General features: G+C 66.2%; 14 protein-coding genes. 6 read left to right on the top strand and 8 right to left on the bottom strand.

Annotated elements, in window-relative coordinates; genetic code table 11:
- Positions 1–75 precede the first annotated feature (75 nt).
- Genes folK through panB form a run of 3 tightly spaced genes read left to right on the top strand, consistent with a single transcriptional unit; the run spans position 76 to position 2,194 of the window.
- Positions 76–648, top strand: a complete 573-nt coding sequence (gene folK, locus ACTHNR_RS04045) for a 2-amino-4-hydroxy-6-hydroxymethyldihydropteridine diphosphokinase (RefSeq protein ID WP_440546196.1) — start codon at positions 76–78, stop codon at positions 646–648.
- Positions 645–1,322 carry a deoxynucleoside kinase gene (locus tag ACTHNR_RS04040; protein ID WP_440546195.1) on the top strand — a complete coding sequence of 226 codons (678 nt, stop codon included), beginning with the start codon at positions 645–647 and terminating at the stop codon, positions 1,320–1,322. The genes folK and ACTHNR_RS04040 overlap by 4 nt, the downstream gene beginning before the upstream one ends.
- 56 nt (positions 1,323–1,378) lie before the next feature.
- A complete protein-coding gene (gene panB, locus ACTHNR_RS04035) occupies positions 1,379–2,194 on the top strand; it encodes a 3-methyl-2-oxobutanoate hydroxymethyltransferase (RefSeq protein ID WP_440546194.1) in 816 nt (271 codons plus the stop codon).
- A gap of 44 nt (positions 2,195–2,238) precedes the next feature.
- Here panB and pabB read toward each other — a convergent pair whose 3' ends face one another.
- From pabB to grpE, 4 genes are all read right to left on the bottom strand, one after another.
- Entirely contained in the window at positions 2,239–4,242 is a 2,004-nt protein-coding gene (gene pabB / locus ACTHNR_RS04030) for an aminodeoxychorismate synthase component I (RefSeq protein ID WP_440546193.1), read from the bottom strand.
- Between the two features lie 71 nt (positions 4,243–4,313).
- A complete protein-coding gene (gene dnaJ / locus ACTHNR_RS04025) occupies positions 4,314–5,447 on the bottom strand; it encodes a molecular chaperone DnaJ (protein ID WP_440546192.1) in 1,134 nt (377 codons plus the stop codon).
- A 231-nt stretch (positions 5,448–5,678) separates the two neighbouring features.
- Positions 5,679–7,646, bottom strand: coding sequence for a molecular chaperone DnaK (gene dnaK, locus ACTHNR_RS04020; RefSeq protein ID WP_440546191.1), 1,968 nt, complete (start codon positions 7,644–7,646; stop codon positions 5,679–5,681).
- Positions 7,647–7,875: 229 nt separating this feature from the next.
- Positions 7,876–8,457 carry a nucleotide exchange factor GrpE gene (gene grpE / locus ACTHNR_RS04015; protein WP_440546190.1) on the bottom strand — a complete coding sequence of 194 codons (582 nt, stop codon included), beginning with the start codon at positions 8,455–8,457 and terminating at the stop codon, positions 7,876–7,878.
- A gap of 398 nt (positions 8,458–8,855) precedes the next feature.
- Here grpE and ACTHNR_RS04010 point away from each other — a divergent pair, with 398 nt between their 5' ends.
- Entirely contained in the window at positions 8,856–9,017 is a 162-nt protein-coding gene (locus tag ACTHNR_RS04010; protein WP_440546188.1) for a hypothetical protein, read from the top strand.
- On the opposite strand, the gene ACTHNR_RS04005 is transcribed toward ACTHNR_RS04010, so the two are convergent.
- The 3 genes from ACTHNR_RS04005 to hrcA form a co-directional block, all read right to left on the bottom strand.
- Positions 8,989–9,396 carry an RNA-binding S4 domain-containing protein gene (locus tag ACTHNR_RS04005; protein WP_440546187.1) on the bottom strand — a complete coding sequence of 136 codons (408 nt, stop codon included), beginning with the start codon at positions 9,394–9,396 and terminating at the stop codon, positions 8,989–8,991. The genes ACTHNR_RS04010 and ACTHNR_RS04005 overlap by 29 nt on opposite strands.
- A 105-nt stretch (positions 9,397–9,501) precedes the next feature.
- Entirely contained in the window at positions 9,502–10,569 is a 1,068-nt protein-coding gene (gene hemH, locus ACTHNR_RS04000; protein WP_440546186.1) for a ferrochelatase, read from the bottom strand.
- 185 nt (positions 10,570–10,754) lie between these two features.
- The gene (hrcA, locus tag ACTHNR_RS03995) at positions 10,755–11,774 is read right to left on the bottom strand and encodes a heat-inducible transcriptional repressor HrcA (protein ID WP_440546185.1); all 1,020 of its coding nucleotides are present in this window, start codon (positions 11,772–11,774) and stop codon (positions 10,755–10,757) included.
- Between the two features lie 260 nt (positions 11,775–12,034).
- Between hrcA and ACTHNR_RS03990 the strand changes: the two genes are divergently transcribed.
- Positions 12,035–12,946 (top strand): NAD kinase, encoded by a 912-nt coding sequence (locus tag ACTHNR_RS03990; protein ID WP_440546184.1) that lies wholly within the window; start codon positions 12,035–12,037, stop codon positions 12,944–12,946.
- Between the two features lie 81 nt (positions 12,947–13,027).
- Positions 13,028–14,698 (top strand): DNA repair protein RecN, encoded by a 1,671-nt coding sequence (recN, locus tag ACTHNR_RS03985; RefSeq protein WP_440546183.1) that lies wholly within the window; start codon positions 13,028–13,030, stop codon positions 14,696–14,698.
- 36 nt (positions 14,699–14,734) lie between these two features.
- Here recN and glnE read toward each other — a convergent pair whose 3' ends face one another.
- The gene (glnE, locus tag ACTHNR_RS03980) at positions 14,735–17,593 is read right to left on the bottom strand and encodes a bifunctional [glutamate--ammonia ligase]-adenylyl-L-tyrosine phosphorylase/[glutamate--ammonia-ligase] adenylyltransferase (protein ID WP_440546182.1); all 2,859 of its coding nucleotides are present in this window, start codon (positions 17,591–17,593) and stop codon (positions 14,735–14,737) included.
- Positions 17,594–17,673: the final 80 nt, after the last annotated feature.

Raw genomic sequence — 17,673 nt, 5'->3', positions numbered from 1 at the left:
CCGAACTCAAGCGGGACTGACGCGGCGGCCGCGTGCCGCTAAACGAGCAGTCGTGAAGTCGTAGGAAGCCATGTCATGACGGTTGCTTATCTCGGTCTAGGCGCGAACCTCGGGGATGCTCGCCAATCCCTGAAGGATGCCGTCGTCTGCCTCGCCCAGCAGCAGACCATCACCGTGCTCGCGAAGTCGAGCCTTTACCGCACAGCGCCGATCGATGCGAGCGGCGACGATTACTACAATCTCGTCGTGAAGCTCGAGACCTCGCTCAGCGCGCAAGCGCTGCTCGCGCTGTGTCACCGCATCGAGCATCACTTCGGCCGGGAGCGCCCTTTTCGCAATGCGCCGCGTACGCTCGACCTCGACATCGTCCTGTACGGGCAAGCGCGCATCGACGAGCCCGATCTCGTCGTCCCCCATCCCCGCGCGTTCGAGCGCGCGTTCGTGCTGGTGCCGCTCGTCGAGATCGACCCGGACGTATCGATCCCCGGTCACGGCCGGGCCGACGCGTTGCTGTCGGCCGTGGCGGATCAACGCATCGAAAAAGTAAAGACCTGCTGCTGCCCGATGGCCGACGCGCGCGCGCGCGAAGAGGCGCATGCCGGTGCGGAAAACGGCGCGAACGACGCCGGCAAGACGGGATGCCGATGAACGCGCCGCCCGTGACGGTCACTGCGCCCGACCTGCGTGCGCCGTATCGCTACATCGCGATCGAAGGACCGATCGGCGTGGGCAAGACTTCTCTCGCGCAGCGGCTTGCCGAGCGCTGGCCCGTGCGCACCGTGCTGGAGCGGCCCGAAGCGAATCCCTTTCTCACGCGCTTTTACGGCGACATGACGCGCTACGCGCTGGCCACGGAGTTGCACTTCGCCTTGCAGCGAGCGGACGAAGGCCGGCAAACGGCCGATCTGCTTGCGCAAGGCGTCGCCGTGGTCGCCGATTTCATCCCGCACAAGAGCGCGATCTTCGCGCGCCTGACGCTGCCGGACGATGAATGGCGTCTCTATCGGGCGCTGACCGAACGCACCGATGCCTCGGCCGCCCCGGCGCCTGATCTCGTCATCCACCTGCAGGCGAGCGCAGCGACGCTGCAAGCGCGCGTGAACAAACGCGCACGCGCCGACGAATCCGCCATATCCGAAGCGTATTTGCGCCAGCTGAGCGACGCGTACGATCAATTTTTCTATCACTACGAAGCAAGTCCCGTGTTGACCGTCAACACCGAGCATCTGAACCTGCTCGAATCGGACGACGACTTTACGCTGCTCCTCGAGCACATCGAGACGATGCGCGGACGTAAGGCGAGCTTCGTCAAGGCGTTGTAGCATCCGCCACGCGGCGTGCTCGCGCTGCGCCTTCTTTTCCGACTGCGAGACCCCCGATGACCTATTTGCAGGAATCCACCCGGCCGAAGATCACCGTGCCGAAGCTGCAAGCGATGCGCGAAGCCGGCGAGAAAATCGCGATGCTGACCTGCTACGACGCGAGCTTCGCCTCGCTGCTCGACCGCTGCGGCGTCGATGTCCAGTTGATCGGCGATTCGCTCGGCAACGTCTTGCAAGGCCACGGGACGACGCTGCCCGTGACGCTCGCGGACATTGCCTATCACACGGCCTGCGTCGCACGGGCGCAGCCGCGTGGCCTCATCGTGGCCGATTTGCCGTTCGGCGCCTACGGCACGCCGGCCGACGCCTTCGCCAGCTCGGTCGAAGTCATGCGCGCCGGTGCGCAGATGGTGAAGATCGAAGGCGGCGAATGGCTCGCCGAGACGGTCCGCTTTCTCGTCGAACGCTCGGTGCCCGTGTGCGCGCATTTAGGGCTCACGCCCCAATCGGTGCATGCGTTCGGCGGTTTCAAGGTCCAAGGCAAGACCGAGGAAGGCGCAAAACGACTGCTGCACGATGCGCGCGCGATGCAAGACGCCGGCGCGCAACTGCTCGTGCTCGAGGCCGTTCCGCCCGCCGTCGCGGCCAATGTGACCCATGCGCTGGCCATTCCGACGATCGGCATCGGCGCCGGCGTCGATTGCTCGGGCCAGGTGCTCGTACTGCACGACATGCTCGGGATTTTCCCCGGCAAGCCCGCGCGTTTCGTAAAGGACTTCATGGCCGGCGCGCCGAGCATCGGTGCGGCCGTCGAGGCTTACGTGAAAGCAGTGAAGGACGGTACGTTTCCGGGCTCGGAACACGTTTTTTGACGCGCCTGCGTCTCATTGGCGCGTCGACCCCGCCGACGCGCGCTTTACGGCGCGTGCGTTAAGAGGCGGGCCGGCAAAGCGCCGCGCAATGCGTTGCAAACGAGGATCGCCTCGGCCCGCGACAAGTCGGCGCGCGTCAACGTCCGCTCGCTCGCCCGCATCGACGGGTCGTCGAGCAGCACCTGCCGCATGACGCCCGGCAGCAGCCCGGCCGACAGCGGCGGCGTCAACCAGCATCCGTCGAGTTTGACGAACACATTGGAACGCCCACCCTCGGTCAATTCGCCCCGCTCGTTGAAAAACAGCATGTCGAACCCGCCCCGGCTTTCGGCCATGCGCCATGCGCGGTCGTACTCGGCGCGCGACGTGCTTTTGTGACGGAGAAAGAAATCGTCGGAACGCGGCGGCGCGAAACCATGCTCGGCGGCGAGCAGCACGCCGACGGGAGCGGGCGCGCCCGGCTGGGATGACGGCGTATCGGTGAGGCGCGAAACCTCCCCGAGCGCGCCGCCGCTGATATCGGCCTTGCCGTCCTTGCTCAGCGCGAGGCGCACGCGGTGGGGGGCACCGGCCGGCAACTGTGCGCAGTGCGCCGCGAGTCGTTCGCGCAGCGCGATTTCATCGAACGCGAAATCGAGCTGCGCCGCGCTCGCGCCGAGACGAGCGAGATGGCGATCGAGATAACGCACGCCGCCTTCCCGCGTCGCGTACATCGTTTCGAACAATTGCATGCCCGGGTCGGCGCCCGTCAGGAACTTTGCCTTGAGCCTACATTCCGCGTACTCGTCCTCGGCCACGCTGTCCAGCACGATACCGCCTCCGACGCCCATCGTCCCCTTGCGCGTGCCACCCGCGCCCTCGGCCGGACCGAGCGTCAGCGTGCGGATCGCGACGGAAAGACAAAAGTCGCCGCATCCGGTCGCATCGATCCTGCCGCCAGCGGATGAAGCCGCCGGCGCATCGACCCAGCCGATGGCCCCGGTGTAGAGCCCGCGCGGCGTCGTTTCGATCTCGTCGATGAGCTGCATCGTCCGATGCTTGGGCGCCCCGGTGATCGAGCCGCACGGAAACAACGCGCGTAGGACATCGGCAAACGACGTATTCGCCCGCAAATCGGCCTCGATCGTCGACGTCATCGCCCAAATCGACGGGTACGGCTCGACCGAGAAGAGCGCGGGTACCTGAACGGATCCTGTCTTCGCCACACGAGAGAGATCGTTGCGCAGCAGGTCGACGATCATCAGATTCTCGGCGCGGTTTTTCGGGTCGCTGCGCAGAAACGCCTCGGCGCGCGCATCGTCCACGGGCGACACGCCGCGCGCGGTCGTCCCTTTCATCGGTCGCGTGCGCAGGCGCTCGCCGCTTTTTTCGACGAACAGCTCGGGCGAGCAAGAGAGCACCCACTCATCGCCGGGGAGCGCGATGAGCGCCCCGTAGCGCACCGGCTGGCGTTCGCGCAGGCGCCGGTAGAAACCGACGGGCGAGCCGAAAGCGTCGAACGCAAGACGATACGTGTAGTTGATCTGATAGGACTCGCCGGCACGCAGCGCATCGTGCACGGCCGCGATCGCCGCGGCGAACGCTTCGGGCGTCACGCTCTCGACCACATTGGCAGCGCCCGCGACGGACGGCGGTTGAGGCGGTTGAGCCGCCTGTGCGTCGGACACCGTACCGTCGCGTTCGGCCAGCCACGCGTCGATCTCTTCACGCGAGCGTTTTTCGCAGTGCTCGAACAACAAAAAGCGCAGAGAAGCGTCGCCGTGGCGCGCGAATGCCGAGGCTTTCGAGGAGGGACCAAGCGTACGCGAGGAAACGGCCCGCTTGCCGAATTCGAGATCGCGGCCGAACTCGTAATCGCCCAGCAAGACGGCGTGCAAGCCGCCTTGCATGTCGCGCTCCGCCGCCGCGCATACGGCATCGAGGGCCGCGGCGTCCGTGCACACGTGCTCGCGCACGAAGCCGGTGTAGAGGCGGCTTGCACGCGCGTCGGCGCTCGCCTCGCAATCGTCGAGCAGCGCGAACACCGCGCTGCGTTGCTCTGCGTTCATCTAGCCACCCGGTGGGCGCCGCGCGCGCGCACGGAGCGAGCACGCGGCCGATTCAGCGTCGAGCCGATCGATCAATCGAAAAAGCTCTTTACGCGGTCGAACCAGCTCTTGCTTTGCGGGCTGTGACGCGGGCCGCCCTCGACGAGCGACTTTTCGAACTTCTTGAGCAGGTCGCGCTGCGGTTCGGTGAGCTTGACGGGCGTTTCGACCTGCACGTGCACGTACAAGTCGCCGGGCACGCTCGAACGCAGCCCCTTGATGCCCTTGCCGCGCAGCCGGAACGTCTTGCCCGATTGGGTCCCCTCGGGCACCGTGAACGTCGCGCGGCCCGCCAGCGTCGGCACCTCGATCTCGCCGCCGAGCGCCGCCGTCGTGAACGGAATCGGCATTTGGCAATGCAGATCGTCGCCGTCGCGCTCGAACACCGTGTGGGCCTTGATGTGGATCTCGACATACAGGTCGCCCGGCGGCCCGCCGTTGACCCCCGGCTCGCCGTTGCCCGACGACCGAATGCGCATGCCGTCGTCGATGCCGGCCGGAATCTTGACCTCGAGCGTCTTCGTTTCCTTCACCTTGCCCGCGCCGTGGCAGTTCGTGCAGGGATCGGGGATGTACGTCCCGCTGCCATGGCACTTCGGGCAGGTTTGCTGGATGCTGAAAAAGCCCTGCGACATCCGCACGGCGCCGGAGCCGTTACAGGTCGGACACGTTTCGGGCTTCGTTCCAGGCTTCGCACCCGAGCCGTGGCAGATTTCACACGAGACCCAGCTCGGCACGCGAATTTGCGTCTCGCAGCCGTGCGCGGCCTGCTCGAGCGTGATCTCCATGCTGTAGCGCAGATCGGCGCCGCGGTAGACCTGCGGGCCCGCGCGGCCGCGGGCCGCGCCGCCGGCCGCTTGGCCGAAGATGTCGCCGAAGATATCGCCGAAGGCGTCGGCGAAGCCGCCGAAGCCTTGCCCGCCCGCGCCGGCCATGTTCGGATCGACGCCCGCATGCCCGTATTGGTCGTACGCCGCGCGCTTTTGCGCGTCCGAGAGCATTTCGTAGGCTTCCTTCGCCTCCTTGAAATGGTCCTCGGCATTCTTGCTGTCCGGATTGCGGTCGGGGTGATACTTCATCGCGAGCTTGCGATACGCCTTCTTGATCTCGTCGTCGCTCGCGTTCTTCGCAACGCCCAGAACCTCGTAGTAATCCCGTTTCGCCATCGGTTCACCGCCGGTTCGCGCTTTGAGGCGCGACCGCTCCTTTCGCATACTGTGGAGTCTTGCGACTCGTTAGGCGGGCGCCGCCGGGCCATATCGAACGGCCCAACGCCCCACCCACCATAAAACAAACGTGCCCGGAGAACCCGAAGGCCCGCCAGGCGCTGGTTCGGCCGGCGCTCTTCGCTACGGAAAAGCGCCGGCCGCCTCACGGCTCGAAACAAAGGCCGTCGGTCAGTCCTTCTTCACTTCCTTGAACTCAGCGTCGACGACATCGTCTTCAGGCTTGCCCGAGCTTTGACCCGCGCTCGCGCCGGAACCCGCGCCGCCCGCCGACGCAGCGCCGGCCGCCGCGCCCGCTGCGCCTTGCGCCTGCATATCGGCGTACATCTTCTCGCCGAGCTTTTGCGACGCCGTGGCCACCGCTTCGATCTTCGATTCGATCGCCGCCTTGTCGGCCGAGTTGCCCTTGAGCGCTTCTTCGAGCTCCTTCAACGCCGACTCGATCTTTTCCTTTTCCGAGGCCTCGATCTTGTCGCCGTACTCGGTCAGCGCCTTCTTCGTGCTGTGCACGAGCGCATCGCCCTGGTTGCGCGCATCGGCCAGCTCGCGCAGACGGTGATCTTCCTCGGCGTTCGCTTCGGCATCCTTCACCATCTTCTCGATCTCGGCTTCCGACAAGCCCGAGTTCGCCTTGATGGTGATCTTGTTTTCCTTGCCCGTCGCCTTGTCCTTCGCGCCGACGTGCAAGATGCCGTTCGCGTCGATATCGAACGTCACTTCGATCTGCGGCACGCCGCGCGGCGCCGGGGGGATGCCTTCGAGGTTGAACTCGCCGAGCAGCTTGTTGCCCGCGGCCATCTCGCGCTCGCCCTGGAACACCTTGATCGTCACCGCCGATTGGTTGTCGTCGGCCGTCGAATACACTTGCGAGTGCTTCGTCGGAATCGTGGTGTTCTTGTTGATCATCTTCGTCATCACGCCGCCGAGCGTCTCGATGCCGAGCGAAAGCGGCGTCACGTCGAGCAGCAGCACGTCCTTGCGGTCGCCGGAGAGCACTTGCCCTTGAATCGCGGCGCCCACGGCCACGGCTTCGTCAGGGTTGACGTCGCGGCGCGGTTCCTTGCCGAAGAACTCCTTGACCGTCTCTTGCACCTTGGGCATGCGCGTCATACCGCCGACGAGGATGACGTCGTCGATGTCGCTGACCTTCACGCCGGCGTCCTTGATCGCAACGCGGCACGGTTCGACCGTACGAGCGATGAGGTCTTCGACGAGCGCTTCGAGCTTGGCGCGCGTGATTTTCAGGTTCAAGTGCTTCGGACCGGACGCATCGGCCGTGATGTACGGCAGATTGATTTCGGTCTGCTGGCTCGACGACAGCTCGATCTTCGCCTTTTCAGCGGCTTCCTTCAGGCGCTGCAGCGCGAGCACGTCTTTCGACAGGTCCACGCCTTGGTCCTTCTTGAATTCGCCGATGATGTAATCGATGATGCGCTGGTCGAAGTCTTCGCCGCCGAGGAACGTGTCGCCGTTCGTCGACAGCACTTCGAATTGCATTTCGCCGTCGACATCGGCGATTTCGATGATCGAAATGTCGAACGTGCCGCCGCCGAGGTCATACACGGCGATCTTGCGGTCGCCCTTTTCGGCCTTGTCGAGGCCGAACGCCAGCGCGGCCGCCGTGGGCTCGTTGATGATCCGCTTGACTTCGAGGCCCGCGATACGACCCGCGTCTTTCGTGGCTTGACGCTGGCTGTCGTTGAAGTAGGCCGGCACCGTGATGACGGCTTCCGTGACCGGCTCGCCGAGATAATCCTCGGCCGTCTTCTTCATCTTGCGCAGCACTTCGGCCGAGATCTGCGGCGGCGCGAGCTTCTGACCATGCGCTTCGACCCACGCGTCGCCGTTGTCGGCTTTGACGATCTTGTACGGCATCAAACCGATGTCCTTCTGCACCTCTTTTTCTTCGAAGCGGCGGCCGATCAGGCGCTTGACGGCATACAGCGTGTTCCTGGGGTTCGTCACCGACTGACGCTTGGCCGGCGCGCCGACGAGGATTTCATCGTCGTCCATGTAGGCGATGATCGAGGGAGTCGTACGAGCGCCCTCCGAGTTCTCGATCACTTTCACTTGGTTGCCTTCCATCAGCGCCACGCACGAATTCGTGGTGCCGAGGTCGATACCGATAATCTTGCCCATTTTTCCTGATCTCCGAGATATTCCGATCACTTCGACGAGACGGCGCGCCGTTCGCGCCACCGCCCGCTTAAATTCAACCTGCACTCAAGATAAGTGCCGCCGCAGCGTTTTCAAGTCCTTGAAACCAATGCGGTCATTCGATTTTTTCAATCCGGTTTCGCGCCGCGCGAGCCGGCACGCGGATCACGTTAAACAGCTGCCGAGCCCCCGAATATGCCGAGCAGCGGGCTTACTTCGGCTGCGCAACCGTCACGAGCGCCGGGCGCAAGACGCGGTCGGCAATGACATAGCCTTTTTGCAGCACGGAAACCACCGTGTTCGGTTCCTGCTCGGCCGGCACCATCGAAATCGCCTGGTGCCGATGCGGGTCGAATTTCTCGCCGATCGGATTGACGGCCGCCACACGTCCCTTTTCCATGGCGCTCGAAAGCTGACGCAGCGTGAGTTCGACCCCTTCGCGCAGCTTCGCGGCGTCGCCGGACGTATCGGCAAGCGCGGCTTCGAGGCTGTCCAGTACGGGCAACAGATGCTCGGCGAAGCTCTCGATCGCGAACTTGCGGGCTTTCGCCACGTCTTCGGCCGCGCGGCGGCGTACGTTTTCCGTTTCCGCTTTCGCGCGCAGGAAGTGTTCGTTCAGTTCGGCGAGTTTCGCCTGCGCCTCGGGGGGCAGCGCGGTATCGGCCGCATCGGCGCTTGCGCTCGGCTGGGCCTGCGCGGCTTGCGCCGAGACGTTCTCGGCAGCGGCTTGCTGCGCGAGCTCCTCGGGGGATGGCGATTGCTGGCTGGCCGGATTGTCTTGCGTAGGTTCCATGTCGCTGAAAATCGTCCAAAAAAATGAAATCGAAGCGGCGGGCCGTCCTTGCGGCGAACGTTCGCCGGGCGGCCGTCGACTGTCGCCGCCGAGCGCCCTGCCCGCGGCCGACTCTACCTACCGAGGGCCGCGCCGCCGCGCGTTGCCACGGCAATTTGGGGCGGCGGCCGCCGTTTCAAGCCCCCAGCGCCCTTTTTTTGCACTCTTTGGGTGAACCCGAAACGAACGGTAACACTCGTAACGGCGGCATACCGAAAACGGCGTTGAGCACCATCCGGGGTTGCCCTAAACTAGCATCATGCGCTCGCGTCCGAGCACCCCCAGGCCGCGCAGCGCATCCGTCTTGCCCACATCCAAGCGCTCGCGTCCGTATCGCCTTTCTCCGTAGGGGGAGTACCGTGAAACTGACCTTTGCCATTGCGGTGGTCGCCCTGGTACTCGTCGCGGGCACCACCACCATCTGCCTGTCCGGCGCGCTGACCGATTGCACGACCGAATACGGCGGCGCACACGCCACCATCGACTCGCTGTTCAATCCCCACCTGAAAATTTGTCGATGACGCGCCTGTCGCGCTTGGTGGGCCTCCCTTGCAAGGCCGCCGCCGGCTCGCGATACGTCCGGCGCCGCTCGGCCTCCGCCGCGCGCTTCGCTTGGCTGTCGGCCGTTTCCGCATAGAGCGTTTGCGCCACGGCGGCCGGCCCGCGCACGTCGCACACGCCCAGCACCCGGATCTCCCAAACCACCCGCTCGATCTCGATCGCGACGAGATCGCCCACCCGCACGTCCTTGGCGGGCTTCACGGTCGCGCCGGCGATGCGCACCCGGCCTTTTTCGACAGCGTCGGCGGCCAGCGAACGCGTCTTGAAAAAGCGTGCGGCCCACAGCCACTTGTCGATACGCATCCGCGCATCGGGTTCGGTTGAAATCTTGTAGTTCATCGGAGCATCGTCAATAAGACAAAACAAGCCCGCGCTCGCCGGCTCGGGCACGCAACGATCTTGCCCGCCGACTGCGCCGTGTCCGGCCCGGCACCTTTTTCCCGCTCAAGCGGATACGCCGAGCGGGGCGCTCGCCTGCGCCGGCCAGCCCTGCAGCTGCTGGACGACGATCTCCGCGAGCGCGGCAATCCAGGCCTGCGCCGCATTGAGACAAGGGATACGGTGAAATTCCTTCCCGCCCGCGTGCAGAAACTCGTCACGCACCTCGAAGCCGATCTCCTCGATCGTTTCCAGGCAATCGGCCGTGAACCCGGGACAGAATACGTCCGCTCGCCGCACACCCGCCGCACCCAGCTCGCGCAGCGTGGGCGCCGTGTAGGGCTGCAGCCACTCGGCCCGACCGAAGCGCGATTGGAAGGTGACCCGGCATTCGGTGGGCGTGAGGCCGAGCGCCGCCATCAGCAGCGCCGCCGTGCCGCGGCACTGATCGTGGTAGGGGTCGCCCAGATCCAGCGTGCGCTTGGGCACCCCATGAAAGCTCAGCACGAGCTTGTCGCCGCTCGCGAAATCGGGCTGACCGTGCGCCGCCCAATATCGGCGCACCTGCTCGACCAAGGCCGCGATATACGCGGGATGATCGGCGTAGTGGCGCACCGTGCGCACCTCGAGCTGGTTGCGCATGCGCCCCAGCGCGGCGAACGCCGCGTCGAAGGCCGTCGCAGTGGTGGAGGACGAATACTGGGGGTACATCGGCATCAATAGCACGCGCTCTGCCCCGGCCAGCTTCAGCTGCCCCAGCATGGCCCCGATGCCGGGCGTGCCGTAGCGCATCGCGTAATCGACGATGACCGGATAGCCGTTGGCGTGGAGCATCTGCCGCAGCGCTTCGACCTGCTTTTCCGTATACACGCGCAAAGGCGAGCCTTCGGGCATCCATACCGACGCGTATTTCTTCGCAGAAGAGCGGCCCCGCAACGGCAGGATCAGGCCCCTCAGCAGCGGCTGCCAGACGAGCGCGGGAATTTCGACGACACGCGGGTCCGACAGGAACTGCGCAAGGTAGCGCCGCACGGCGCGCGGCGTGGGCGCGTCGGGCGTGCCGAGATTGATCAGTAACACCGCGACACGATGCGACGTGGCGGGCTGCGACGGCAACTCGAGATCGAAACGCATGAGCGATAGAAGGCGCCCGAGGGCAAGGCGACGCGCGGCGGGAAGGCTGCGCGGCAGGTTCAAGTGAAGGCCATTATAGCGGCGCGTCCCGGGCCGCTTCCCTAGGCCGTTCGGCCAATGGCGCGCGGGCGCGAGCCGGCGCACGATAGACGCGGGGAGAACGGCAACACGCCCGGGGGCCAGGCCTATTGCTGGCTGAGCGCGGTGGAGAGCAAGCGCGCGGTGATGTCGACGATCGGAATCACGCGGTTGTAGGCCATGCGCGTCGGGCCGATCACGCCGAGCGTGCCGACGATCTTCCCGTTCACCTCGTACGGGGCCGTCACGACGCTCATCTCCTCGATCGGCACGAGCGTCGATTCCCCGCCGATGAAAATCTGCACGCCTTGGGCGTGACTCGATACGTCGAGCAACTGAAGGAGGCTGGTCTTTTGATCGAATACGTCGAACAGCTTGCGCAGCCGCGCCATGTCGGAGGACAGGTCCGCCACTTCCAGCAAATTGCGCTCGCCCGATATGAGCACCGTTTCGCTCGTATCGCTTTCCTCGGTGCTGGCCGTGACGGCCGCGTGCATGAGCGCCGTCATGTCGCCGCGCAGCCGGTCGATTTCCTCGCGCAGGCGCCGGCGCACCTCGTCGAACGAAAGTCCGCCGAAATGCGCGTTGATGTAATTGGAGGCCTCGATCAGCTGCGACGGCGAATAGTCGCGCTGGGTGGCCATGATGCGGTTCTGCACATCGCCTTCGGGCGTCACGATGATGAGCAAGATGCGCTTGGACGACAAGCGCATGAACTCGATTTGCTTGAACACGTGACTGCGGCGCGGCGTCATGATCACGCCCGCGAATTGCGACAGATTGGAGAGCACGCTCGCGGCGGCCGCCACGACCTTCTGCGGCTCGCCCGGCTTGAGCGTCTTGCGCACCACGCGCTCGACCGCCTCGTCGTCCTGCACGGGCTCGACGGTCAGCATGGTATCGACGAACAGCCGATACCCGCGCGGCGTCGGAATGCGGCCGGCCGACGTATGGGGGCTCGCGACGAGCCCGAGTTCCTCGAGGTCGGACATCACGTTGCGGATCGTCGCGGGGCTCAGTTCGAGCCCCGAGTAACGCGACAACGTGCGCGAGCCGACCGGCTGACCTTCTGCGATGTAGCGCTCGATCAGCGTTTTGAGGAGTGTTTGTGCGCGGGGTTCTAACATGAAGCAAAATTTTAGCCGATCGGCGAGCCCCCCGCGAGCGCGTAACGGCGCTCGAGCGTTCGCGTGCGCACTGGCATGCCGGCGCGCGCGACGCTGCACCGGCAGCGGGCGCGCCTGGCCGCCGGCGTCTCATCGGGACAACACCATTCTAGCGACAAATCGCCCGCGCGGGACGACCGGCGCCGTGACGCGGCTCCGGACAAACCACAAGGCGGGTTCCGACGGTTCTTTTCGCCCCCCACCTATGGTGTAATGCCGGCATGGAAATTGGCAGCCAATTCAAGACCGTCGCGCTCGTCGGGCGCAGCAACACGCCAGGCATCGGCGAGCCGCTGACGGCGCTCGCGGCCTGCATCGCCAAGCGCGGCTTCGACGTCGTGTTCGAGGCCGATACGGCCCAAGACATCGGCGTCGCGACCTATCCGGCGCTGACGCCGGCCGAAATCGGCGCCCGGGCCGACGTCGCGGTCGTGCTCGGCGGCGACGGCACGATGCTCGGAATCGGCCGTCAGCTCGCGCCCTATCGCACGCCGCTCATCGGGGTGAACCTGGGGCGCCTGGGGTTCATCACCGACATCCCGGTCTCCGAAATGAGCCAGCGCGTGCCGCAGATGCTGGCCGGCAGCTTCGAGCGCGAAGAGCGCACGCTGCTGCAATCGCGCATCGTTCGCGACGGAGAGCCGATCTATCACGCCCTGGCGTTCAACGACGTCGTCGTCAATCGCAGCGGCTTTTCCGGCATGGCCGAGCTGCGCGTGTCCGTCGACGGACGTTTCATGTACAACCAGCGCTCCGACGGGCTCATCGTCGCCACGCCGACGGGATCGACGGCTTATGCCCTCTCGTCCCAGGGGCCGATTCTGCATCCGCAATTGCAGGGGCTCGTGCTCGTGCCGATCGCCCCGCACGCGCTGTCGAACCGCCCGATCGTGCTGCCCGACGACTGCAACGTCGGCATTCAGATCATCGGCGGGCGAGACGTGAACGTGAACTTCGACATGCAGTCGTTCACCGCGCTCCAGCTCAACGATACGATCGAGGTGCGCCGCTCGCGGCATACCGTGCCGTTTCTCCATCCCGTCGGCTACAGCTACTACGCCACGCTGCGGCAGAAACTGCATTGGAACGAGCACCCGTCCGACGAGGAAGGCGACAATGCGAGCGCCCTCTAGCCCGGCCCTTTCGGGCACGTTGCGCGTCGTTGCAAGAACAAGTGCCGTCACCAGCCGCTAAACGCCGTTAAAACGACCTCCATGCTCCGCCATCTCTCGATACGCGACTTCGTGATCGTCGCCGCGCTCGACCTCGAGTTCGACCGTGGCTTCACTGTCTTCTCCGGCGAAACGGGCGCGGGCAAATCGATTCTCATCGATGCGCTCGCGCTGACGCTCGGCGCGCGCGCCGACGCCGACGTCGTGCGTACGGGCGCCGCCCGCGCCGACCTCACCGCCGAATTCCAGGCCGGCCGCGAACTTGCGCTCTGGCTCGACGAGCACGCGCTCGGCGGCGAAGAAACCAGTGCCGACGGCGAGGACCGCGTGCTGCTGCGTCGCGTCGTCGATGCGAACGGACGCTCGCGCGCCTTCATCAACGGCACGCCGGCCACGCTGGCGCAGTTGCGCGAAGTCGGCGAGATGCTCGTCGACATTCACGGCCAACATGCGCATCAGCTGCTCATGCGGCCCGACGCCCAGCGCGCGCTGTTCGATACGCACGCGGGCCTCACGGTGATCGCAGCGGGCGTCGCGCGTGCGCACCGCGCATGGCGCGATGCGGCGCAAGCCCTCGAACTCGCGCATTCCCGCGATCGCGAGCTCCAGCTCGAGCGGGAACGGCTTGCCTGGCAGTTGGCCGAACTCGACAAGCTCGCCCCGCAGCCGGGCGAATGGGAGGAGATCGGCGCCGAGCATCGGCGCCTGGCCCATTCCGCCAGCCTGATCGAAGGCGTGCGCGGCGCGCTGGATGCCCTCTCGGAATCCGACGACGCGATGATCGGCCAGCTCGGTTCGATCGTCTCGAAGCTGCGCGATCTGGCCGAGATCGATCCCGCGCTCGGCGATGCGCTGGCCGCGCTCGAGCCGGCCGAGATCCAATTGCGCGAAGGCGCCTACTCGCTCACGCACTATGCGCAACGCCTGGAGCTCGACCCCGATCGCCTCGCGCAGGTCGAGCAGCGGCTCGACGCCCTGCACTCGCTCGCCCGCAAGTTCCGCCTTCAGCCCGAAAGCCTTCCGCAGGAACACGAAGCGCGCCGCACTCAGCTCGCCGCGCTCGATGCGGCGGCAGACCTCGACGCGCTCAATGCCGCGGTGGAAAAGGCCCGGCAAGCCTACATGACCGAAGCGAAGCAGTTGTCGAAGGCGCGCGCAAAGGCGGCGAAGGCGCTCGGCGCGGCGGTGACGACGGGCATGCAGGAATTGTCGATGGCCGGCGGCAGCTTCGAAGTCGCTCTCGTGCCGCTTGCGGAAGGCGGGGCGCACGGGCTCGAGCAGGTCGAATTTCGCGTGGCCGGCCACGCCGGCGTGCCGCTGCGCCCCCTGGCGAAGGTGGCCTCGGGCGGCGAGTTGGCGCGGATCAGCCTGGCGCTGGCCGTCATTGCCAGCGCCGCGAGCCTCACGCCCACGTTGATTTTCGACGAAGTCGATACAGGCATCGGCGGCGGCGTGGCGGAAGTCGTCGGGCGGCTGCTGCACCAGTTGGGCCGCGACCGGCAAGTGCTCTGCGTGACGCACTTGCCGCAAGTCGCGGCGCGCGGCGATCACCATTTTCAGGTCGCCAAGGCGTCGGGCGACGGCGGCGCGACGCTCTCGACCGTCATCGCGCTGGATCGCGCGAGCCGCATCGAGGAGGTCGCCCGGATGCTCGGCGGGCTCGAGATCACGGCCACGACGCGCCGGCACGCCAAGGAAATGCTCGCAGCGTAAGGCATACGGAGCCGAACATCCGAGGCCGAGCGCCGCTCACCCGGGCGCGCCGAATACCCGCTGCCAGAGCTTGAGCACGGCGTCGCGTTCCCGCTCGATCCGCTCGCGGGGCACACGCGCGGTCTCCATGCCGTCCAGCCGCAACTGATGCTGCAGCTTGCGGTAGGTTCGGTAAGCCGCACCTACCGTCTCCGCTTCCTCGGCCGTCATCAAGCCGAAACGCGCGACTTCGCGCAGCAGCGCGATATTGCCCGTATTGCGGATCAGTTCGGGGTCGTGCGCGGCGTGCAGCAGCACCCAGTACTGGACGATGAACTCGATGTCCACCATGCCGCCGCGGTCGTGCTTCACGTCGAACAAATCGCTGCGATTCGGGTGCCCGGCCTCGACGCGCTCGCGCATCGCCACGATCTCCGCGGCGAGCGGCCCGCTCTCGCGCGGCATGGTCAGCACGCGTTCGCGGATAGACTCGAACGTGCTGCCGATCCGCGCATCGCCCGCGCAGAATCGCGCGCGCGTCAACGCCTGGTGCTCCCACACCCACGCGGTATTGGCGGCGTCGCCCTCGCGCAGCTGGTAGCGCTTGAACGTGTCCAGATCGGTGATCAAGAGGCCCGATTCGCCGTTCGGCCGCAGGCGCAGGTCGATGTCGAACAGCGTGCCCGCGCCCGTGGCCGTCGTCAGCCAGGTGATGAGGCGACGCGTGAAAGTCGAATAAATGTCGGCCGCCGCATCGTCCTCGTCTTCGTAGAGAAAGATGACATCGAGGTCGGAAGCGTAGCCGAGTTCCTTGCCGCCTAGCTTGCCGTACGCGATGACGGCGAACCGCGGGGCCTCGCGATGGCGTTTGGGCAGCTGCTCCCAGACGGTCTCGATCGTCACGTCTAGCACCGAATCGGCGAGCTCCGAGAGCCGATCGCTGACCTGTTCGACCGTCAGCCGGCCGGCCAGATCGATCAGCAGGATGCGAAACACTTCGGCCTGATGCGCATGCCGCAGCAAGTCCATTTGCTGCTCGGCGCCGTCGGCGGCCGCCAGCCGCGCGCGCAGCGACGTCTTGAACTCGGGCCAATCGAACGGGCTCGCGATCGCTTCGTCGTCGAGCAGTTCATCGAGCAATTGCGGGTGGCGAATCAAATATCCGGCTGCCCAGCGCGAGCCGCCCAACACGGCCAGCACCCGTTCGAGCGCCGCCGGATACTCGTTGAGCAAAGCGAGGTAGGCGCCACGCCGGCTCACGGCCTCGAGCAGATCGATCATGCGCGCTAAAGTGGAACCGCGTTTGCCGGGGGGCTCCATCGCCGCGGCGGCGTCGAGCGCGCGTGCCGCGATCCGGTCAAAGCGCTCCCGATTGCGTTCCGGCAGGCGTTGATAGCGCGTCGAACGGCGCACGGCGCTCAGGCGCGCGTGCACTTCGCTCGCATCGTCGAAACCGGCGGCGGTCAGTCGGCCGATCGTATGCTCGTTCTCGCCGTCGTCTTCCAGCGCGGTGCTCCACAGCTCGCCGGCCCGCACGGCGTCCTCGTTCGCCGCGCCGGCAGCCGGCGCGTGCGCGCTCGCCTTGTCGGCGAAAATCTGGTCGAACTGCGACTCCACGCGCTCGCGATGCCCATCGAGCACCGTCAGCAATGCAGCGAAGTCGGCGAAGCCGAGCGAGGCGGCCAACCGCGCGCGCTCGTCGGCATCGACGGGCAGCGCGTGTGTCTGCGCATCGTTGCGATACTGCAACCGGTGCTCGAGTTCGCGCAGGAAACGGTAGGCGTTCGACAAATCGGCGCAAACGGAAGGCGCGATCAAGCCCCGCGCCGCCGCGTGCCGCAGCACCGCCAGGGTGGGACGAATGCGGAAGCCCGCGTCCTGTCCGCCCCGGATCAGCTGAAAGACTTGGGCGCTAAATTCGATTTCGCGAATGCCGCCGCGGCCTAACTTGATGTCGTCGGCCTTGTCGGGCCGCATGGTGGCGCGCCGCGCAGCCTCCTCGCGGATCTGCCGGTGCAACGATCGAATCGCGCCGATGACGCCGAAATCGAGATATCGCCGGTAGACGAACGGCTTGACGAGCGCATCGAGCTGCGCGGTCAGCCGGCGCGCGGCATCGCTCTCTTGTTCGGACACGAGGCGCCCTTTGATCCAGGCATAGCGCTCCCACTCGCGCCCCTGCACGTAGAAGTACTCCTCGAGCATGCCCAGGCTGCACACGAGCGGCCCCGAATCGCCGTTCGGCCGCAGCCGCATGTCGACGCGAAAGACGTAGCCGTCCGCGGTCTGCTCGGCGAGGGCGCCGATCAGACGCCGTCCGAGCCGCGTGAAGAACTCCTGCGTGGAGATGGCGGCGCGGGCGCCGCCCGCCGTTTCCCCATCGTCTTCATACACGAAGATGAGATCGATGTCGGATGAGACGTTGAGTTCGCGGCCGCCGAGCTTGCCCATGCCGACGACGCCAAGCGCGAGCCGATCGCCGTCGGCCGAGCGCGGCTCGCCGTAGAGCGCCTCGAGCTCGGCCGACAGGACGGCCAGCGCGCGTTGGATGGTGGCTTCGGCCAGGTCCGTCATTGCGCCCGTGACCTCGGCGACGTCCGCTTGACCGGCCAAATCCCGCTCCATCACCGCGCAAAACACCTCGGTGCGAAGCCGGCGCAGCGCACAGCGTAGCGCTTCCTCGCCGATCGGCGCGCCGGGCTCGACGCCGAGCGCCTGGCGGTGTTCGGCAATGAGGGCGGTCAATCGATCATCGATATGCGCCCGCGTGATGGGCTCCCGCGCCCACGAGGCGATGCGTTCGGCAATCTCGGGACGCGCGGCGATCGCGCGTGCGGCGTAAGAGGAATAAGCGGAACTCAGCAAGGCGGCAGCAGTCATGTGAATGGAGAAGGCGTGGCTCGCTTGATTAGCCATGGCTATCGGCGGCAGGCCGAACGAGCAAAGCCTGCCGCGGTGCAACACGATCCCGCGCACACGGCGCAGGGCGCCCGCGC

Source organism: Trinickia sp., from assembly GCF_051954495.1.
Classification (GTDB): Bacteria; Pseudomonadota; Gammaproteobacteria; order Burkholderiales; family Burkholderiaceae; genus Trinickia.
This window is presented reverse-complemented; position numbering and strand designations above follow the sequence as displayed.